This is a genomic window from Castellaniella sp., from assembly GCF_049650445.1.
GTDB lineage: Bacteria > Pseudomonadota > Gammaproteobacteria > Burkholderiales > Burkholderiaceae_B > Castellaniella.
In genome coordinates, this window is sequence record NZ_JBASAD010000016.1 from 84,352 (window position 1) to 104,896 (window position 20,545).

Sequence of the window (20,545 nt, forward strand, 5' to 3'; positions counted from 1 at the left end):
GGCTCGGGATCAGTCGACCGTCAGCTTGCCGGACTCCAGCAACCGGTTGACGTAGGCGCCCACCCCCGTCTGCACGTCGCTGAAGCGACCGGTGTAGCCGGCAGCCCGCAACTGGGTCAGATCGGCCTGGGTATGGCTCTGGTAGCGGCCTTTCAGATCATCCGGGAACGGGATGTAGCGCAGATGTCCGCCCGCCGCCAGTTCCGGCAGCGGCAGGGCCGGTTGCCCCTGGTGCACACGCAGGCTGTTGACCACGGCCTGGGCCACGTCGTTGAAGGGCTGGGCACGCCCGGTGCCGCAATTGAAGATGCCGGAGACTTCCGGATGGTCCAGAAAGTGCAGATTGACCTTGACCACGTCGTCGATGAAGATGAAATCGCGCTGCTGGCCGCCGTCCGGATAACCGTCCCAGCCGCCGAACAGCCGCACGTGCCCTTCGCGCGCATACTGGTTCATGTTGTGGAAGGCGACCGAGGCCATGCGACCCTTGTGCTGTTCACGAGGACCGTAGACGTTGAAATAGCGCAGACCCACCACCTGGGCCGTCAGACGATCCATGCGTCGGCGCAGCACCTGGTCGAACAGCAGCTTGGAATAGCCGTAGACGTTCAGCGGCGATTCGCAGGCCGGGTCCTCGACGTAATTCGGACCCGCCCCGTACACGGCAGCCGACGAGGCATAAATGAAGGGGACTTCGCGGGTCTGGCAGTATTCGAACAATTCCAGCGTGACGCGGTAATTGTTGTCCATCATGAAATGGCCGTCGCGCTCGGTCGTGTCGGAGCAGGCGCCCTGGTGGAACACGGCGTCGGGCCGCGGCAGTTCGCCTGCCAGCACCTGGCGGCGGAACTCGTCCTTGTGCTGGTAGTCGGCGATGTTCAGATCGACCAGATTGCGGAACTTGTCGCCGTCGGTCAAGTCGTCGACCGCCAGGATGTCGGAGACGCCGCGCGCGTTCAGGCCGCGGACCAGGTTGCTGCCGATGAAGCCGGCCGCGCCGGTGACCACGATCATGATGTCAATTCCTCTGCGGTGACGATGGAGGTGCCCAGTTTGCCGACGACGATGCCGCCGGCGCGGTTGGCCCACGCCATGGATTCGAACCAGCCCAGGCCGGCGGCCCGGGCAACGGCCAGGGTGGCCAGCACGGTGTCGCCCGCGCCGGACACGTCAAAGACTTCGTGCGCCTGGGCGTCCACGTGTTGGCGGCCCTGGGCGGTATACAGCGTCATTCCCTGTTCGGAACGGGTGATCAGCAAGGCCTCGAGATCCAGTTCCTGGCGCAGGGCCTGGGCGCGGCGCGTCAGGTCGTCTTCGGAATCCCAGCGGCCGACGGCGTCCTGCATTTCACTGCGGTTGGGCGTGACCAGAGTGGCGCCCTGGTAACGTGGATAACGATGCCCCTTGGGGTCGACCAGCACCGGGATGCCGCGCGCACGCGCCGCCCGGATCATGGACTCGACCCGGGACAAGGCGCCCTTGGCGTAATCCGACAGCACCAGCAGATCGTAGTCCGCCAGGATGTCCGCCAGGCCGGCATCCAGCGCGTCCAGCGCGCCCGCGCCCGGACCTTGCTCGAAATCGACCCGCAGCAACTGCTGCTGACGTCCCAGCACACGCATCTTCAGCGTCGTGTCCATGCCTGCGGGGTCCTCGACCAGATGGTCGCGCACGCCGGCCTCGCGCGTGAGGGTGCGCACACGGATGCCGGCCTCGTCCGCGCCGATCACACCCAGCAGCCCCACCTGAGCGCCCAGGGCGACGATGTTGCGGGCCACGTTGGCCGCCCCGCCCAGGCGGTCTTCCCGGCGGGCGACCCGGACCACAGGGACGGGGGCCTCGGGCGAGATGCGATCGACTTCGCCGAACCAGTAGCGGTCCAGCATGATGTCGCCGACAACAAGAATCCGGGCGGCTGCAGCCGCCCGGGCCGGAAATGGCGTCATCGAATTTCCTCCAGGCGGCGAGGCCGGTAGGTTTCCCAGGTGTTGCAGCCCGGGCATTGCCAGTAGTAGCGACGCGCCTCGAAGCCGCAGTGCTCGCAGGCATAGCGGTCCAGGCGCTGGCTGTGTTTATGGATCATGCTGCGCAGCAGGCTCAGGTCGGCCCCCGGCATCAGGGCCGAGTCCGGGAGGGGCTCGCCGCCCTGGGAATCCTCTGCACCAGCGGCCCCCTGGGCCAGCTCGACTTCGAGCAGACGGTCCAGCCCCAGCAGCGAGGGGTGAGCACGCAGCGCCTGGCGGGCGAAGGCCCAGGCCGGGACAGTGCCCTCCGAGGCGTGCAGGGCGCGGAAGATCACGTTGAACAGGTCGAGCGTCGGCAAGCGGACGTACTGCTCGCGCAGCAGCGACAGACCTTCGGCGGCGCGCCCCAGGGACGCATGACAATCCAGCAACTGCTGGGCGACCAGGCCGGAGAATTCGGGCGCGATGATGAGCACATCCTGGAGTTGGGCGCGCTGGGCTTCCAGGTCGCCGCGCAGGGCCGCCCAACGGGCGCGCAGCATACGCACGCGGGTCTCGGAGGCCGGAGTGGCACCGTTCTGGCGCGCGGCGTTCTCGGCGGCATCCAGGGCCTGGGCGGCGGCATCGAAGTCCGGCGTCTTGGACTCCATCAAGGCCTGGGCGCGCTCGCAGTGGTAGTGGGCCAACTGCGGGACGGGCTCGTCGATGCGGCTGCGCAACTGCTGGACCGCGTCGATGGCCTTGCCCCAGTCGTGCTCGGATTCGTGGATGCGGACCAGGGCGCGCAAAGCTTCCAGCACGTGACGGGTCTGCAGCACCGCCAGAAAGCCCTGTTCGGCGCGGTCCAGCATGCCGGCCTTGAGAAAGTCCTGGGCCAGGGCCAACTGGGCGTTTTCGCGATCGGGCAGCGGCAGGTCTTCGCGCGAGAGCAGGCTTTGGTGCACGCGGATGGCGCGCTCGATCTCGCCCCGGCGGCGGAACAGACTGCCCAGGGCGAAGTGCAGTTCGGTGGTTTCCGGATCGAGCTTGGCGACCTCGACAAAGGCGTCGATGGCGCGATCGGGCTGCTCGTTGAGCAGGAAGTTCAGTCCCTTGAAGTAGGAATCGGGCAGCGCCCGGGTTTCCGACAGCATCTGGCGGAAATCAAAACGCGCTGCCAGCCAGCCCAGACCGAACAGCACCGGGACGATGATCAGCCACCAGGGCTCGAAATCCACGACCTGCCCCCGAGCTACAGGGGCGCCAGCGGCGCGACGGTTTCGGGGATCACCGGGGCGGACGCGGTCTGGGGATGGTCCAGGGCGTCCTGGGCGCGAGCGAGTTCGCGACGCAAACGGTTGATTTCACGGCGGCGGCGCAGCATGCCCGTGGCCGCCATGAGCAGACCGAAAGCCACCCCCAGAACGAAGGCGACCAACATCACGACGATCAGCGGAACCTGGCTGAACACATGGTCGGCAAACAGGCCGACGTCCACCGGCGCGGTGTTTTTCAAGGCAAAAAGCAGCACGATGATAAAGATCACCAGCCGCAGAATCCAGACCAGGTAGCGCATGCGACAAGCTCCTCGGGGCAATCTAGGCATTGTAAAAGAAAACGGGCGGTGCCTCGCAAAAGGCACCGCCCGTCGTTCGGCCGCGATGGCGCGGCGCGGCCCGCATTACATCATGCGGGCCTGGTACAGATCGGCCACGGTGGCGGGCTCGTCGGCGTCGCCGCCGTCAGGCCCCTGGTCCACGCGTTCGCGCAGTTCCTTGCCGGGTTTGAAGTGCGGCACCAGCTTGGCCGGCACGTGCACTTTTTCACCGGATTTCGGATTGCGGCCCACGCGCGGCTGACGCCGCGAGAGGGAAAAGCTGCCGAAGCCGCGGATTTCGATGCGCTGCCCCTGGGCCAGCGCATCGGCCATCGCGTCCAGGACCGTCTTGACTGCAAAGTCCATGTCACGGGCCGCCAACTGCGGATAGCGGCCCGCCAGCACGGCGATGAGTTCGGACTTGGTCAGGCCAGGCATTACTCGTCGCGCTGCTGGTCGAGCTTGGCCTTCAGCAGGGCGCCCAGGTTGGTGGTGCCCGAGGAGGCGCTGGCTTCGGTCATGCGCTGGATGGTTTCAGCCGTTTCGGCGTTGTCGCGAGCCTTGATCGACAACTGGATCGAACGCGCCTTGCGGTCGACGTTGATGATCATGGTTTCGACCTGGTCGCCGGCATGCAGCACCGTGGTGGCGTCTTCGACGCGGCCAGCGGAGATTTCCGAGGCACGCAGGTAGCCTTCGACGTCCACGGACAGCGTCACGACGGCGCCCTTGGGTTCGACGGACTTCACGGTGCCCGACAGGACGGCGCCCTTGTCGTAGGTGGCCACGAAGTTGTTGAACGGATCGCCTTCGAGCTGCTTGACGCCCAGGGAGATGCGCTCCTTGTCGGTGTCGATGCCCAGCACCACGGCGTCGATCTCGTCACCCTTCTTGAAGTTGCGCACGGCTTCTTCGCCGGTCTCGGACCAGGAGATGTCGGACAGATGCACCAGGCCGTCGATGCCGCCGGGCAGACCGACGAACACGCCGAAGTCGGTGATCGACTTGATGGCGCCGTGGACCTTGTCGCCACGCTTGAAGTTCGAAGCGAAATCTTCCCAGGGGTTCGGGCGGCACTGCTTCATGCCCAGCGAGATGCGGCGACGGTCTTCGTCGATTTCCAGGACCATGACTTCGACTTCTTCGCCCAGGGTCACGACCTTGCGCGGATCGACGTTCTTGTTGGTCCAGTCCATTTCGGAGACGTGCACCAGACCTTCGATACCGGCTTCGACTTCAACGAACGCACCGTAGTCGGTCAGGTTGGTGACCTTGCCGAACAGGCGGGTGCTTTGCGGGTAGCGGCGGCCCAGGCCGATCCAGGGATCTTCGCCCAGTTGCTTGACGCCCAGCGACACGCGGGACTTTTCCTGGTCGAACTTGAGGACCTTGGCTTCGATTTCCTGACCCACCTGCAGCACTTCGGACGGGTGGCGGACACGGCGCCAGGCCATGTCGGTGATGTGCAGCAGGCCGTCGATGCCGCCCAGGTCCACGAACGCACCGTAGTCGGTGATGTTCTTGACGATACCCTTGACGATGGCGCCTTCGTGCAGCGTTTCGAGCAGCTTTTCGCGCTCTTCACCCATGCTGGCTTCGAGCACGGCACGGCGCGACAGCACGACGTTGTTGCGCTTGCGGTCGAGCTTGATGACCTTGAATTCGAGGGTCTTGCCTTCGTAGGGGGTGGTGTCCTTGACGGGACGCAGGTCGACCAGCGAACCCGGCAGGAAGGCGCGGATGCCGTTGGTCATGACCGTCAGGCCGCCCTTGACCTTGCCGGTGATGGTGCCGTTGACCAGTTCGCCGGATTCCAGGGCCTGTTCCAGTTGCAGCCAGGCCGACAGGCGCTTGGCGCGGTCACGCGACAGGATGGTGTCGCCGTAGCCGTTTTCCAGGGAATCGATGGCGACGGAAACGAAGTCGCCGTCCTGCACTTCCAGGTCGCCCTGGTCGTTCAGGAATTCTTCCAGGGGAATGTAGGCTTCGGACTTGAGGCCGGCATTGACCACGACGAAATTGTGGTCGACGCGCACGACTTCGGCGGAGATGACCTCGCCGGAGCGCATGTTCTGATCTTTGATGCTGGCGGCAAACAGATCGGCAAAGCTTTCGCCGCCCAGGGCGGCTTCAGTGGTAAGGGTGGACATGAACGATAATCCATACGCCCCGAAGGGCAATCATGACACGCCAGGCAAAACGCCCGGCGGAGTGAAAAAACATCCCGCCTGAAGCAAACGCCGGAAACAGCGCCCGTCAGGCAGGCCCGCGTGCGGACCAGAGATCCAGCACTTGACGCACCACGTCATCGATCCCCTGATGGGACGAATCCACAGTGACCGCATCCGCCGCCGCAACAAGCGGCGCATGCGCCCGACCCCGGTCTCGCGCATCACGCGCCCGAAGGTCTTTTAAAAGGTCATCTAGGTTAGCAGAAAAACCCTTGTCCTTCAACTGCTTATGGCGCCGTTGCGCCCGCACCTCGACGCCCGCGTCGAGAAAGATTTTCAAGGGGGCGTCGGGAAAGACCACCGTGCCCATGTCGCGCCCGTCGGCCACCAGACCCGGCGCCCGGCAAAAATCCTGCTGGCACGCCAGCAGCGCCTCGCGCACCGCCGGCCAGGCGGCCACGCGCGAGGCCAGATTGCCGACCGCTTCCTGGCGGATCTGGCTGCCGACGTCCTCATTGCCCATGAAGACGGTGCCCTCTTCGAAGCGCACGTCCAGATGCCGCGCCAACCGGGCCGCCTGGGCCTCGTCGGTGCCATCGCCGCCCTCGCGCAGCACCGCCAGAGCGGTCAGGCGATAGAGCGCACCACTGTCCAGCACATGCCAGCCCAAGGCCTGGGCCACCCGCTGCGCAATGGTGCCCTTGCCCGAGGCGGTCGGGCCGTCGATGGTGATGATCGGCGCAGTCCGCACCGGGGCGCCTTGGGCAAGGGGATCGATGGACAGCAAGCGACGAAAGTCCGTGAAGTAGTCCGGATAGGTCTTGCTGACGCAGTCTGGATCCAGGATGGTCACCGGCACGGGGCCGAAGGCCGCCAGCGAGAAGCACATCGCCATGCGATGATCGTCGTAGGTGCGGATTTCGGCGGCGCGCCAGCCATCGGCCGGCAAGGGATGCACGGTCAGGCTGTCGGCATCGGACTCCACCCGCGCGCCCAGGCGGGCGAGTTCGGCATGCATGGCATCGATGCGGTCGGTTTCCTTGACCCGCCAACTGGCGATGTTGCGCAGCCGGCAGGGGCCGTCGGCGTACAGGGCCAGCACGGCGGCGGTCATGGCGGCATCGGGGATCAGGTTGAAATCCCGGTCGAAGGCCTTGAGCCGTTCGCCCCTGGCCACGACTGGCCCCCGCACCACCAGGGCGTCGGCCTCGCGTTCGACCCGCGCGCCCATGGCCTCGACGACCTCGGCAAAGGCCACGTCGCCCTGGATGCTGTCGCCGCCGACGCCTTCGATGCGGACCGGACCGCCCGCAATGGCGCCCAGCCCCAGGAAATACGAGGCGGACGAGGCATCGCCCTCGACCCGATAGCGGCCCGGGGCGCGATAGCACGCGTCGGCCGGGATGGTGAAGCGTTCCCAGCCTTCGCGGCGCACACGCACGCCAAAGCGTTCCATCAGGTTCAGGGTGATCAGGATGTAGGGCTTGGAGATCAGCGGGCCATCCAGTTCGATGACCACGTCCTGGCCGGCCCGGCGGGCCGCGATCGGCGCGGCCATGAGCAGCGCCGTCAGGAACTGGCTGGACACGGAGCCGCGCACCCGGACGGGTCGGCTCAGGTCCAAAGCCCCTCGGCCGATGCGCAAGGGCGGATAGCCCTCCTGCCCTTCATAGGTGATCTCGCAGCCCAGGCCTCGCAGCGCCTGCACCAGATCGCCAATGGGGCGCTCGTGCATGCGCGGCACGCCGGACAGGCGGTAGTCGCCGCCCATCATCGCCAGAGCTGCCGTCAGCGGCCGGAAGGCCGTGCCCGCATTGCCCAGGAACAGATCGGCCTGTGTGTTCGGCCAGTCCGCCGCGCCGTCCAGGCTGAGCGAATCCTCGCCGGTCTGGCGCAGATCCAGGCCCAGAGTTTGCAGGGCCGCACGCATGACCCGCGTGTCGTCGGAATCCAGCAGGCCATCCAGTTCAGTGGTGCCTTCCGCCAACGCCGCCAGCAGCAGCGCCCGGTTGGAAATGCTTTTGGAACCCGGCAGCGTCACTGTGCCGCGCGCATGCACGGCCGGCGCAAGAAGCAGGGAAGGTTCGCGCGCGCCGGCGCCGCTCGTGTTCATCACATCTGACTCCTGCCGCCCCAGAACCGGCGGGCAAGCGCCGCCTGTTCGAGCTGGGCTTCGAGGGCGGCGGGGTCGGAGTCGCCTTCGAGACTCGCCCGCAGCAGCCGTAGCGCCTGTTCGAAACCGTCCAGTTCGCGCAGCACCGCCGCCCGGTTGGAAAGAAAAATATCGCGCCAGACCTCGGCAGAGCCCGCCGCGATCCGGGTAAAGTCGCGGAATCCCGTGCCGGCCAGGTTCAGGCGCGTGTCGGCGTCATCCGCCCGGACGATCCCGGCCATATAGGCGGCCGCCAGAAAATGCGGCACGTGACTGACGGCGGCCAGCGCCCGGTCGTGGGCCTCGGGCGTCATCAGCGCAACGCGTGCGCCACAGGCCTCCCAGGCGCGGATCAGGCGATGCTGCAGGACGCCCGGCGTTTCATCGAACGGGGTCAGCACGACCTTGCGGCCGTGGTACAGCATGGGATCAGCCGCTTCGGGACCGGTCATTTCCGACCCCGCAATGGGGTGGCCGGGAATGAACTGTGTATGCCGGTCGCCCAGGATATCCTGCGCCAGGCGGGCCACGTCGGCCTTGGTGCTGCCGGCGTCGGTGACGAGCGTCTCCGGCCGCAGGATCGGTGCCAGGTCCCGCAGGATCGGCGCCATCGCACCTACTGGCGTGGCCAGGAAAATCAGGTCGGCCTCGGCTGCCGCCTGGGACAGGTCGGCAATCTCGTCGATCAGGCCCAGGTCACGGGCACGCTGGAGCGAGACGGGATTGCGCCCGACGCCCAGCACCCGGCCCACCTGCCCTACCCGGCGCAGAGCCGCCGCGAACGAGCCGCCGATCAGCCCCGTGCCGACGACGGCCAGGACCTGGACCAGTGCCTGGCTCATCCCAGCAGCACGGCCTTCAGCGCATCGAGCAGGCGGGCGTTTTCTTCCGGCAGGCCGATGCTGACCCGCAGGTGTTCGGGCAGGCCGTCGCCCGCCACGGGCCGCACAATGATGCCCCGGCGCAGGAGCTCGACGTTGATGCGCGCAGCGTCGCCCACGCGTACCAGCACGAAATTCGTATGGCTGGGCACGAAATCCAGCCCCAGGGCGGCAAAGCCATCCTGCAACTGCGTCCGGCCCGCCCGGTTCAGGGCGTAGGTCCGGTCCAGGAAGTCGGTGTCCGCCAGGGCAACGCGCGCGGCGAGCTGGGCCAGGACGTTGACATTGAAGGGCTGACGCACCCGGTTCAGCAGATCGGTCAGTGTCGGCTGCGCCAGGGCGTAGCCGACCCGCAGCCCTGCCAGGCCATAGGCTTTGGAGAAGGTGCGGGTGACGATCAGATTGGGGAATTCGCGCACCCACTGCGTGCTGTCCGCGCGCGCCTCTGGGTCCAGGTATTCGTCGTAGGCTTCGTCCAGCAACACGGCGACGCGGTCCCCGTGCCGTGCCCGGACGGCTTCCAGGAAGGCTCGCACGCGCGGGCCGGACAGATGGGTGCCGGTGGGGTTGTTCGGGTTGGCGATGAACACCAGCCGCGTGTCGTCTGCGATGGCCGCCAGCATGGCGTCCAGATCATGGCCATAGTCGCGCGCCGGCACCATCAGGTGTCGGGCGCCTCGCGCCTGGGTGCTGAGCCGATAGACCACGAACGCATGCTGCGCATAGACGGCCGACGTGCCCTCGTCCAGCAGTGCCAGGGAGGCCAGCTCCAGCAGATCGTTGGAGCCGTTGCCCAAGGTGACCCAATTCGCCGGCACCTGGTGGCGCGCCGCAAGCGCCGCTTTCAGGTCAAAGCCGTTGGGGTCCGGATAGCGGCCGTGCAGCGCGCCGACCGCATCGGCGAGCGCCGCACGCACGCGATCGGAGCAGCCCAGGGGATTCTCGTTGGAGGCCAGCTTGATGATGCCGTCCGGGTCCAGCCCGAACTCACGGGCAAGTTCCTCGATCGGTTTGCCGGCCTGATAGGGAGCAATGGCCCGGATGTGGTCGGGCGCCTGGATGTCTGTCATGGAGCGGGCCTCATTGCCGGGGGTAGGACCCCAGCACCTTGAAGAAGGCGACCTGCTGGCGCAGTTCGGCCAGAGCCTGGGCGACAGGCTCGTCGTCCCGATGACCCAGCAGATCGACGTAGAAATAGTATTCCCACTGGCCCGTGCGGGCTGGCCGCGATTCGAAACGCGTCATGGACACACCGTGTCGGGACAGCGGCGCCAGCATGTCGTAGACGGCGCCGGCGCGGTTGGGCACGGCCAGCACCAGGCTGGTCTTGTCGCGGCCGGTGGGCCCGGAGTCGCGCGGCCCGACGGCCACGAAGCGGGTCTGGTTCTGGGGATCGTCCTGGATGCCGCTGGCCACGGCGCTCAGCCCCCAGGCAGCCGCAGCCGCATCCCCGGCGATCGCCGCACAGGCGGGATCTTCGGAGGCCATGCGCGCCGCCTGGGCGTTGCTGGCCACGGGCAGGCGCTCCAGCCCCGGATGGTTGCGGCTGAGCCAGGCCTGGCATTGGGCCAGAGCCTGGGGATGCCCCAGCACCCGGGTGACGCCTTCCAGCCCGCCGGTCAGGGTGAGCAGGTTGTGATGGATGCGGATGGTGCGTTCGCCCAGCACCTTCAGCGAGGCATTCAGCAGCAGGTCCAGGCTGCGGTTGACGGCGCCTTCGGTGGAGTTTTCCACCGGCACCATGCCGACGTCGGCCTGCCCGGCCTCGACGGCGCGGAAGACCTCGTCGAAGGACTCACAGCGCAGGCCGGTGATCGCATGGCCGAAATGCTCGAAGGACGCCTGCTCCGAAAACGAGCCCTGCGGCCCCAGGAAGGCGACGGTCAGCACGCTTTCGAGGCCGCGACAGGTGGAGATGATCTGGCGCCAGACGGCGGCGACGGCTTCTTCGGGGACCGGTCCGGCGTTTTCCGACTGCAATCGGCGGATGATCAAAGCCTCGCGCTCGGGCTTGAGGATCGGTCCGGTCGCGTCGAACGCCTTTTTGACCTCGCCGACTTCCAGGGCCGCGCGGGCGCGCTGATTGAACAGATCCAGAATCTGCGTGTCCAGCGCATCGATGCGCTCGCGCAGCGGTTCCAGGCGGGACAGCAGGGTGTCATCCGCCATGGCGGGCCTCGAAATCCTTCAGGAAACCGATCAGCGCCTGCACCCCTTCCAGAGGCATGGCGTTGTACAGGGAAGCCCGCATGCCGCCCACGGCCTTGTGGCCCTTCAGGGCCAGCAGTCCGGCGGCCTCGGATTCAGCCAGGAAGGCGGCGTTCAGCGATTCGTCACGCAGGAAGAACGGTATGTTCATGCGCGAACGACAGGCCGGCGCAATGCGATTTTCGTACAGGTCGGAGCCGTCCAGGTAGTCATACAGGGCGCGCGACTTGGCGTCGCTGGCGGCGTCCATCGCCGCCACCCCACCCTGGCGCAGCAGCCACTTGAAGACCAGGCCCGCCACATAGATGGCGTAGGTCGGCGGTGTATTGAACATGGACTGGGCGCCGGCCACGTTGGCGTAGTCGAATACCGAGGGGCAATGCGGCAGCGCGTGACCCATCAGGTCCTTGCGCACGAAGGTCAGCGTCACGCCGGCCGGGCCGGCGTTCTTCTGCGCCCCGGCATAGACCATGCCCAGCCCCGAGAAATCGATGGGCCGGGTCAGGATGTTGGACGACATGTCGGCCACCAGCGGCACGTCGGGCGCCCCCAGGGCGGCCATGTCGGGCATGACGGCCTGCTCGACCCCGCCGATGGTTTCGTTGGCGCACAGGTGCAGATAGGCCGCATCGCGGCGGACCCGCCATTCGGCCGGGTCCGGCAGCCAGCACCAGGGGCCGAAACGATGGCCGCCGATGACGGTTTCGGACTCAGCCGTGGCGGCGACGGCGATGTCACCGTAGCGCGCGGCTTCTTTGAAGGACTTGCCCGCCCAATGACCGCTGAGGACATAGTCCGCCCGCCCCAGGCCGGCGCGACCGATCAGGTTCATCGGCACGATGGCGTTCTGCGCCGAAGCGCCGCCCTGCATGAACAGCACCTCGAAGTCGTCCGGCACGGCCAGCAGCGTGCGCAGGTCGGCCTCGGCCTCGTCACGGATGCGGCTGTAGTGCTTGCCGCGATGACTCATTTCCATGACCGAGGTGCCGCTGCCATTCCAGTCGCACATCTCGGCGGCGGCCTGCTGCAGGACTTCGAGCGGCAGGGTGGAAGGCCCTGCGGCAAAATTCCAGGGACGGCTCATGCCTGATCCTCGTCAGTGTTCGATGCGTCCGGTGCGTCGGCCGCAGGACTGTCAGCGGCCGGCGCGGCGCCGCCCTCCGGTGATTCCGTACCGGCTTCGGCCTCGTCCTCGTCGGCATCGCTTTCGGCCACGCGGCGCACGCCGGACAGCAGGCTGCCCTCGTCCACATTGATCAGCGTGACCCCCTGGGTGGCGCGGCCCATCTCGCGGATCTCGGAGACCCGCGTGCGCACCAGCACCCCGCCGTTGGTGATCAGCATGATTTCGTCTTCGGGCCGCACCAGCACGGCACTGACGACCCTGCCGTTGCGCGCCGAGGTCTGGATGGCGATCATGCCCTTGGTACCGCGCCCGTGGCGCGTGTATTCGACGATGGAGGTGCGCTTGCCATAGCCGTTTTCGGTGGCCGTCAGCACGCTCTGGGTTTCGTCTTCCGCCACCAGCAGGGCGATCACGCTCTGACCGTCTTCCAGCGACATGCCGCGCACGCCGCGCGCCGTGCGGCCCATCGGGCGCACGTCGTTCTCGTCGAAGCGCACGGCCTTGCCTGCGTCCGAGAACAGCATCACGTCGTGCAGGCCATCGGTCAGTTCGGCGCCGATCAGGAAGTCGCCGTCATCCAGGCCGACGGCAATGATGCCGGCTTTGCGGGGATTGGAGAAATCCGACAGCGGGGTCTTCTTGACCGTCCCGCGCGAAGTCGCCATGAACACGTAGTGATCGTCGCTGAACGCCTTGACCGACAGCACCACCGTGATGGTCTCGCCGTCGACCAGCGGGAACATATTGACGATCGGCCGGCCGCGCGAGTTGCGCGAGCCCTGCGGCACTTCCCAGACCTTGAGCCAGTAGACACGACCCCGGTCGGAGAAACACAGCAGGTAATCGTGCGTATTGGCGATGAAGAGCTGGTCGATCCAGTCGTCTTCCTTGGTGGCGGCGGCCTGCTTGCCGCGCCCGCCCCGTTTTTGCGAGCGGTATTCGGACAGCGGCTGGCTCTTGATGTAACCGCTGCGCGACAGCGTCACCACCATGTCCATCGGCGTGATCAGGTCTTCGGTTTCCAGTTCCGTGGCGTTGTATTCGATTTCCGCACGGCGCCGATCGTTGTTGGCGTTGGAAAATTCGGCGCGGATCGCCTGCAATTCGTCGCTAATGATCGCGGTCACCCGTTCCGGACGGGCCAGGATGTCCAGCAGATCGGCGATGGTGTCCATGATCTCGCGATATTCGCCGACGATCTTGTCCTGCTCCAGGCCGGTCAGGCGCTGAAGGCGCATGTTCAGGATTTCCTGGGCCTGGACTTCGGACAGCCGGTACTGGCCGTCGGCCTGCAGGCCGAAATGCGCGTCCAGGCCATCCGGACGGTAGGCTGCGCGACCGCCAGAGGCGATGTTGGAGTCGGCACGGTCCAGCATTTCGCGCACCAGGGACGAATCCCAACTGCGATCCATCAAGGCCTGGCGTGCCACCGGCGGGGTGGGCGCGGCCTTGATGATGGCGATGAAGTCGTCGATGTTGGCCAGGGCCACCGCCAGGCCTTCCAGCACGTGGCCGCGCTCGCGGGCCTTGCGCAACTGGAAGATGGTGCGACGGGTGACGACCTCGCGGCGGTGCTGCAGGAAATACTGCACCATCTGCTTCAGGTTCAGCAGGCGTGGCTGGCCATCGACCAGCGCCACCATGTTCATGCCGAAGGTTTCCTGAAGCTGCGTATTCTTATAGAGGTTGTTCAGAACGACCTCGGGGACCTCGCCGCGCTTGAGCTCGATGACCAGACGCATGCCGTCCTTGTCCGATTCGTCGCGGATGTCGGAAATGCCCTCGATCTTCTTTTCGTTGACCAGTTCGGCGATGCGTTCCTGCAGGGACTTCTTGTTGACCTGATAGGGAATGGCATCGACGACGATGGCCTGGCGGTGGCCGCGCTCCATGTCCTCGAAGTGGACCTTGGCTCGCATGATCACCCGCCCGCGCCCGGTGCGATAGCCTTCGCGCACACCGGCCATGCCATAGATGATGCCGCCGGTGGGGAAATCCGGCGCGGGGATGCGTTCGATCAGTTCATCGATGGTGCAGTCGGGATTGCGCAGACAGTACAGGCAGCCCTCGACGACCTCGGACAGATTGTGCGGGGGAATGTTGGTCGCCATGCCCACTGCGATCCCGGCGCTGCCGTTGACCAGCAGGTTGGGCAGGCGCGAGGGCAGCAGCAGGGGTTCCTGTTCGCTGCCGTCGTAGTTGGGACCGAAGTCCACGGTTTCCTGGTCGATGTCGGCCAGCAGTTCGTGGGCGATCTTCGACAGGCGGACTTCGGTGTAACGCATGGCTGCCGCGTTATCGCCGTCGATCGAACCAAAGTTGCCCTGGCCATCGACCAACATATAGCGCAGCGAGAAATCCTGGGCCATTCGCACGATGGTGTCGTACACCGCCGAATCACCGTGCGGGTGATATTTACCGATCACGTCCCCGACGATACGCGCGGACTTCTTATAAGCGCGGTTCCAGTCGTTGTTCAGTTCGTGCATGGCGAACAAGACCCGCCGGTGCACGGGCTTGAGCCCGTCGCGCACGTCCGGCAGGGCGCGCCCCACGATCACGCTCATTGCGTAATCCAGGTAGCTGCGCCGCATTTCGTCTTCGAGCGAAATGGGCAGTGTCTCTTTGGCGAAAGAATCCATGGCGTATCCGAAAAACTTGCAGGCTTGAATGACTGGACCGGATGGCGCCAGAAACGACGGATCGCGCATCGCGCGCTCCGGGCCAGTCGCGCACGCCCGACTGACCTGGAGGATGACCCGTTGACCCGGCACCCTGGCCAATCAGGGATTCTATCATTCGCCCCAGGGCTCCGGCCGGACGACCCAAGGGATCACGCCGGCCCCCGCAACCCGCGTTCGCCTCACCCGATGTTGCGAAAAGCCTACACCCAACCCCATCCATTCACGTAAATAGCCCCCAGAGGGCACACGAAAAGATTTGTGCTTAACCCGGCGGGGGAAATGCCTTAAGATTTCGCCTAACACGCATGAAACCCAGCGCAACTCAGAGCACTCCAACTCTACATTGCTATACTGGTAGCGTTCTTTCGATATGCGGCGGGGGTTCGCTGCGGTCACTTTCAAGCATCATGCTCAAACGAGGAGAAACATGAACAAACCCTCCAAAATCGCTATTGGACTTGCCATCGCAGCCATGTCCGCCGTCGGTACTGCCTCGGCTTCCGACAACTGGACCGGTGTTGACGGTACCGTCTGGAAGAACGTCAGCGGCGAATGCTGGCGCGATGCGTTCTGGACGCCGGCCACCGCCGCCACCGCCTGCGGCAAGCCCGTCGCCGAAGCACCTGTCGTCGCCCCGACCGCCAGCAAGGTCGTCCTGAACGCCGACACCTTCTTCGATTTCGACAAGGCCACCCTGAAGCCCGAAGGCAAGCAGGTCCTGGATCAAGTCGCCCAGCAAGCTGGTTCGGTCAACCTGGAAACGGTCATCGCCACCGGCCACACCGACTCCATCGGTACCGAAGCCTACAACCAGAAGCTGTCTGAACGCCGCGCCAACACGGTCAAGCAATACCTGATCAGCAAGGGCGTGCCTGCCGACCGTATCTACGCCGAAGGCAAGGGCGAACTGCAACCCGTCGCGTCCAACAAGACCCGCGAAGGCCGTGCGCAGAACCGCCGCGTGGAAATCGAAATCGTCGGTACCCGCAAGTAATTCTGCTGGCCGCACGACGCCGCCGCGCCTCGCGCGCGACGGCTACAATAGGGCTCCGTTTCGACGGAGCCCTATTCATTTCCGGACACTGGAGCCGCCCCATGCACGCAGCCAACGCCGACCCGGCGGAACTCGATAAATTCAGTGCCTTCGCCTCCAGTTGGTGGGACCCCCAGGGCGAACTGAAAACCCTGCACGACATCAACCCCCTGCGCCTGGACTGGATCCGCACCCAGGCCGGTACGCTGAACGGTCTGCGCACGCTGGACGTCGGTTGCGGCGGCGGCCTGCTGGCCGAGGCCATGGCGGCCGAAGGCGCCCAGGTCACGGGCATCGATCTGGCCAAGCAGGCTCTGCAAATCGCGCGCCTGCACGGCCACGAATCAGGCGTCCAGGTCCAGTATGAATGCGTCAGCGCCGAAGACTACGCGCAACAGCAGGCCGGCCAGTTCGATCTCGTCACCTGCATGGAACTGCTGGAACACGTGCCTGACCCGGCTTCGGTCGTGGCCGCCTGCGCCCGGCTGGTCCGCCCGGGCGGACTGGTGTGTTTTTCCACCCTGAACCGCAATCCGAAATCCTTTCTGCTAGCCATCGTGGCGGCTGAATACGTGATGCGGATGGTGCCCCGGGGCACGCACAGCTACGAACAATTCATCACCCCCAGCGAACTGGCGGCCGCCGCGCGCGGCGCGGGGCTGGAAGTCACCCGCCTGTCCGGCATGGGCTACCACCCTCTGACCCAACGCTACAGCCTGACGCCGGATACGGGGGTCAACTACCTGATGGCCACGCGCCGACCGGCATGACCATGACACACCCTCTCGTCCTGTTTGATTTCGACGGCACCCTGGCCGACACCGCACCGGATCTGGCGGCCGCCGCCAACCGCCAGCGCGGCTACCAGGGCCTGCCCCCCCTGCCCTACGAGGCCTTGCGCCCGTACGCCTCGCACGGCGCGCGCGGCCTGCTCAAGGCCGCTCTGGACCTGGACGCCGGGACCGAGGCCTACGAACCCGTCCGGCAGCAATTCCTGCGTGACTACGCCGAGAACATGCTGGTGCATACCCGCTTGTTTCCCGGCATCCCGGCACTGCTGGACCGACTGGGCGACCAGGCCTGCGGCTGGGGCATCGTGACCAACAAGGTCGAAGCGCTGGCCCTGCCCATCGTGCGCCACCTGGGCCTGCAAGACCGCTGTCTGGTGACGGTGGGCGGCGACACCACCCCCCATACCAAGCCACACCCGGAACCGCTGCTGCACGCCGCACGCCAGGCCGGGTTCGCGCCCGGGGACTGCATCTACATTGGCGACGACGAACGCGACGTGGTGGCCGGCCGGGCGGCCGGCATGGCCACCGTGGCCGCCGCCTACGGCTATTGCTCGGACGACCCGGCCCGCTGGGGCGCCGACGCCATCGCCAACGCCCCCGAGGATCTCTGGCCCATCATCGAGCGCTGGGCTGCGGGAGACCTGAACCGGCGGCCGTGAACAGCACGTCGGTCGAGGAATTCAAGGCCGTCTCGGCGGAATCCTGCAGCACGCCGATGATGAAACCCACCCCGACGACCTGCATCGCCAGGTCGTTGGAAATGCCGAACAGGCTGCAGGCCACCGGAATCAGCAGCAGCGACCCGCCGGCTACGCCGGACGCGCCGCAGGCGCAAACCGCCGCCACGATGCTGAGCAGCAATGCCGTGGGCAAGTCCACAGCCACCCCCAGGGTATTGACCGCCGCCAGCGTCAGCACCGTGATGGTGATGGCCGCGCCAGCCATATTGATGGTGGCCCCCAGGGGAATCGACACGGAATAGGTGTCCTCCTCCAGACCCAGCTTCTGGCACAGGGCCATGTTGACCGGGATGTTCGCCGCCGAACTGCGCGTGAAGAAAGCGGTGACGCCGGATTCGCGCAGGCAGGTGAAGACCAGGGGATAGGGGTTGATCCGCAGCCGCAGGAACACGATCAGCGGATTGACCACCAGCGCCACGAACAGCATGCAGCCCAGCAGCACCGCCAGCAGGCGGGCATAGTCCATCAGCGCGCCGAAGCCGGTCTCGGCCATGGTCGAGGCAACCAGGCCAAAGATCCCGATCGGCGCCGTACGGATGACCACTTTGACGATATAGGACAAGCCCACCGACAGATCCGCCATGACGTTTTTGGTGGATGCATTGGCATGGCGCAGCGCGACCCCCAGGCCGATGGCCCAGGCCAGGATGCCGATATAGTTGGCTTCGACCAGGGCATGCACCGGATTGTCCACCACGCTCAGCAGCAGATTGCGCAGGACTTCGATCACGCCGCTGGGGGGGCTGAGTGCAGCCTCGCCCAGTTGCAGGCGGATGTTCAGGGGAAACAGGAAACTGGCGGCCACCGCCACCACGGCGGCCGCGAAGGTGCCGATCAGGTACAGGACCAGGATGGGCCCCAGCCGCGCCTGAGCGCCTTGCTGGTGGTTGGCGATCGAGGCCGCCACCAGCACGAAGACCAGAATCGGGGCGATGGACTTCAGCGCCGTGACGAACAAGTTGCCCAGCAGGCCGACCGCCTGGGCCGCGTCCGGCGAAACGAGCGCCAGCACCACACCGGCGATCAGGCCGATCAGGATCTGCGTCACCAGGCTGCCATTACTGACGAACTGGAGCAAGGGCGTGGGTTTCGGGGCGTGAGGCGTCATCGGGGTGCTCTGTGAAAAAAAATCGGCGCCATTCTAGCACCGGAGGATCGGCGGCCCGGCGAGCCGATACAATAAAACCTTGTCGCGCGACAAATCCTGCCCTTCTGTGGGCCACCCGGCGCGGCACGCCCACCTCACGCTCTCCGAAGGAATTCCATGGCTTCACACACGATCCGCGTCGGCATCGCCGGCTACGGCAATCTGGGACGCGGCGCCCTGGCCGCCCTGGCCCGCTGCCCCGACATGCGCCTGGCCGGGGTCTTCACGCGCCGCGACCCGGCCTCGCTGCGCCTGCCTGATGCGTCGGTACCGGTATTTTCCCTGGACGACGCCCAGGCGCACCGCGACGCCATCGACGTCATGATTCTGTGCGGCGGCTCCAAGGACGATCTGCCCGCCCAAGGCCCCGAACTGGCCCAATGGTTCACGACGGTGGACAGTTACGATACCCACGCCCGGATCCCCCAGTATTTCGAGGCCGTCGACGCCGCCGCCCGCGCGCACGACACGCTGTCCATCATCGCAGTGGGCTGGGACCCGGGCCTGTTCTCCATCAACCGCCTGATGGGCGAAGCCATCCTGCCGGACGGTGCCACCTACACCTTCTGGGGCAAGGGCCTGAGCCAGGGGCATTCGGACGCGATCCGGCGCGTGCCGGGCGTGCGCGCCGGGGTGCAATACACGATCCCGATCCCGGCGGCGGTCGAGCGTGTCCGCTCGGGAGAACAGCCGGCGCTCTCGACCCGCGAAAAGCACCAGCGCGAATGCCACGTGGTGCTGGAGCCGGGCGCCGACGCCCGCCAGGTCGAACGGGCCATCGTCACCATGCCGGATTATTTCGCGGACTACGACACCACGGTGCACTTCATCGACGAGGACACCCTGGTCCGCGAACACGCCGGCATGCCGCATGGCGGCTTCGTGATCCGCAGCGGCCAGACAGGCGCCGCCGAGCATCAGGCGATGGAATTTTCCCTGAAGCTCGACAGCAACCCGTCGTTCACGTCCAGCGTGCTGGTCGCCTACGCACGCGCCGCCTGGCGGATGAAGTCCGCCGGAGAAACCGGTGCCCGCACCGTGTTCGACGTAGCCCCCGGCCTGCTGTCGCCCCAGTCTCCCGAGGCCCTGCGCAAGGCACTGCTGTAAATCAGATCATCGGCAGAAAGGACGGCTGCGGCCCCAACGGAAAGGCCGCATCCAGCCGCGCAATCTCGGCCTCTGACAGCCGCAGATCGCCCGCGCCGGCATTGTCGCCGGCATGCGCCGGACTCGAGGCCTTGGGGATGGCGAACAGCCCGTCTTCCCGGGTCAGAAAGGCCAGCGCCACCTGACGGGCCGTAGCACCGTGCGCCCGGGCGACTGCGGCCAGCGCGCGGCCGCCCGCTGAACCTTCGTCGGGGAACGCGTCATGTCCGAAGGGGCTGTAGGCCACCACCGCCACATCGTGGTCGCGGCACCAGGGGACGACGGCGTGCTCGATGGCCCGTTCTTCCAGGTGATACAGCACCTGGTTGCAAGCCAGCTTGCCGGGCCCCAGGATGTCCCAGGCTTCCTCCAGATCATCCACGTCGAAATTGCTGACCCCGCAGGCGCGGATTTTGCCGGCGGCCTTCAGGTCTTCGAAAGCGCGGAAGGTCTCATCCAGAGGGACGGAACCGCGCCAGTGCAGCAGGTACGCGTCCAGATGGTCCGTGCCCAGCGCTTTCAGAGAACGCTCGCAGGCCTGGACGGCGGCCCGCCGCCCCGCGTTCGAAGGCAGCACCTTGGACACCAGGAACACCGCGTCGCGGCGGCCCCGGATGGCTTCGCCCACCAGCGACTCGGCCGCTCCCGAGCCGTACATTTCGGCCGTATCGATGTGCGTCATGCCCAGATCCAGGCCGTGCCGCAAGGCAGCGACCGCCCCGGCCCGGCTGGCCGCCTGATCGAGGTACCAACTGCCCTGTCCCAGGACCGGCACCTGCCGGCCCGTGACACCGAACGTACGCGTTTTCATGGCGCCTCCCGCCTGTGTGACGCATGATGCAAACAGATCATTGTACGTATGAGGCCCTGACGCCGCGTCCGGGCACTCCGCCTGCCTGCCTGCGCCACGCTTGCCTGCGTCC

At 66.3% G+C, this 20,545-nt stretch carries 18 protein-coding genes; 4 read left to right on the plus strand and 14 right to left on the minus strand.

The window, feature by feature from the left end:
• Positions 1-9: 9 nt before the first annotated feature.
• From rfaD to gyrA, 12 genes are all read right to left on the minus strand, one after another.
• Positions 10-1,014 (minus strand): ADP-glyceromanno-heptose 6-epimerase, encoded by a 1,005-nt coding sequence (gene rfaD, locus WA983_RS04845; protein WP_424248174.1) that lies wholly within the window; start codon positions 1,012-1,014, stop codon positions 10-12.
• Positions 1,011-1,946: a D-glycero-beta-D-manno-heptose-7-phosphate kinase gene (gene rfaE1, locus WA983_RS04850; protein ID WP_424248176.1), complete on the minus strand. Its 936-nt coding sequence runs from the start codon at positions 1,944-1,946 to the stop codon at positions 1,011-1,013. The genes rfaD and rfaE1 overlap by 4 nt, the downstream gene beginning before the upstream one ends.
• Positions 1,943-3,181, minus strand: coding sequence for a lipopolysaccharide assembly protein LapB (gene lapB, locus WA983_RS04855; RefSeq protein WP_424248178.1), 1,239 nt, complete (start codon positions 3,179-3,181; stop codon positions 1,943-1,945). The genes rfaE1 and lapB overlap by 4 nt, the downstream gene beginning before the upstream one ends.
• Before the next feature lie 14 nt (positions 3,182-3,195).
• A complete protein-coding gene (locus WA983_RS04860; RefSeq protein WP_424248179.1) occupies positions 3,196-3,519 on the minus strand; it encodes a LapA family protein in 324 nt (107 codons plus the stop codon).
• 105 nt (positions 3,520-3,624) lie between these two features.
• Entirely contained in the window at positions 3,625-3,969 is a 345-nt protein-coding gene (locus WA983_RS04865) for an integration host factor subunit beta (protein ID WP_376814157.1), read from the minus strand.
• An 8-nt stretch (positions 3,970-3,977) separates the two neighbouring features.
• Positions 3,978-5,690 carry a 30S ribosomal protein S1 gene (gene rpsA, locus WA983_RS04870; protein ID WP_424251152.1) on the minus strand — a complete coding sequence of 571 codons (1,713 nt, stop codon included), beginning with the start codon at positions 5,688-5,690 and terminating at the stop codon, positions 3,978-3,980.
• A 106-nt stretch (positions 5,691-5,796) separates the two neighbouring features.
• The gene (locus tag WA983_RS04875; protein WP_424251150.1) at positions 5,797-7,824 is read right to left on the minus strand and encodes a bifunctional 3-phosphoshikimate 1-carboxyvinyltransferase/cytidylate kinase; all 2,028 of its coding nucleotides are present in this window, start codon (positions 7,822-7,824) and stop codon (positions 5,797-5,799) included.
• Positions 7,824-8,705: a prephenate dehydrogenase gene (locus WA983_RS04880; RefSeq protein ID WP_424251149.1), complete on the minus strand. Its 882-nt coding sequence runs from the start codon at positions 8,703-8,705 to the stop codon at positions 7,824-7,826. Before WA983_RS04880 ends, WA983_RS04875 begins: the two co-directional genes overlap by 1 nt.
• Positions 8,702-9,814: a histidinol-phosphate transaminase gene (hisC, locus tag WA983_RS04885; RefSeq protein WP_424311681.1), complete on the minus strand. Its 1,113-nt coding sequence runs from the start codon at positions 9,812-9,814 to the stop codon at positions 8,702-8,704. Before hisC ends, WA983_RS04880 begins: the two co-directional genes overlap by 4 nt.
• Positions 9,815-9,824: 10 nt before the next feature.
• On the minus strand, positions 9,825-10,913 hold the full coding sequence (gene pheA / locus WA983_RS04890) for a prephenate dehydratase (protein ID WP_424251145.1): 1,089 nt from the start codon (positions 10,911-10,913) through the stop codon (positions 9,825-9,827).
• Positions 10,903-12,036: a 3-phosphoserine/phosphohydroxythreonine transaminase gene (gene serC, locus WA983_RS04895; protein WP_424311682.1), complete on the minus strand. Its 1,134-nt coding sequence runs from the start codon at positions 12,034-12,036 to the stop codon at positions 10,903-10,905. The genes pheA and serC overlap by 11 nt, the downstream gene beginning before the upstream one ends.
• On the minus strand, positions 12,033-14,720 hold the full coding sequence (gyrA, locus tag WA983_RS04900; protein ID WP_424249148.1) for a DNA gyrase subunit A: 2,688 nt from the start codon (positions 14,718-14,720) through the stop codon (positions 12,033-12,035). Before gyrA ends, serC begins: the two co-directional genes overlap by 4 nt.
• 469 nt (positions 14,721-15,189) lie before the next feature.
• On the opposite strand from gyrA, the gene ompA reads away from it, so the two are divergent.
• From ompA to WA983_RS04915, 3 genes are all read left to right on the plus strand, one after another.
• A complete protein-coding gene (ompA, locus tag WA983_RS04905) occupies positions 15,190-15,756 on the plus strand; it encodes an outer membrane protein OmpA (RefSeq protein ID WP_424249149.1) in 567 nt (188 codons plus the stop codon).
• Between the two features lie 101 nt (positions 15,757-15,857).
• On the plus strand, positions 15,858-16,565 hold the full coding sequence (ubiG, locus tag WA983_RS04910; RefSeq protein ID WP_424249151.1) for a bifunctional 2-polyprenyl-6-hydroxyphenol methylase/3-demethylubiquinol 3-O-methyltransferase UbiG: 708 nt from the start codon (positions 15,858-15,860) through the stop codon (positions 16,563-16,565).
• A gap of 2 nt (positions 16,566-16,567) precedes the next feature.
• Positions 16,568-17,248 carry an HAD-IA family hydrolase gene (locus tag WA983_RS04915; protein ID WP_424249153.1) on the plus strand — a complete coding sequence of 227 codons (681 nt, stop codon included), beginning with the start codon at positions 16,568-16,570 and terminating at the stop codon, positions 17,246-17,248.
• Here the strand turns inward: WA983_RS04915 and sstT are convergent.
• A complete protein-coding gene (gene sstT / locus WA983_RS04920; RefSeq protein ID WP_424249155.1) occupies positions 17,205-18,437 on the minus strand; it encodes a serine/threonine transporter SstT in 1,233 nt (410 codons plus the stop codon). The genes WA983_RS04915 and sstT overlap by 44 nt on opposite strands.
• Before the next feature lie 156 nt (positions 18,438-18,593).
• On the opposite strand from sstT, the gene WA983_RS04925 reads away from it, so the two are divergent.
• Entirely contained in the window at positions 18,594-19,583 is a 990-nt protein-coding gene (locus tag WA983_RS04925; RefSeq protein ID WP_424249157.1) for a diaminopimelate dehydrogenase, read from the plus strand.
• Between the two features lies 1 nt (position 19,584).
• Here the strand turns inward: WA983_RS04925 and WA983_RS04930 are convergent, their stop codons facing one another.
• A complete protein-coding gene (locus tag WA983_RS04930) occupies positions 19,585-20,433 on the minus strand; it encodes an aldo/keto reductase (protein WP_424249159.1) in 849 nt (282 codons plus the stop codon).
• Positions 20,434-20,545: the final 112 nt, after the last annotated feature.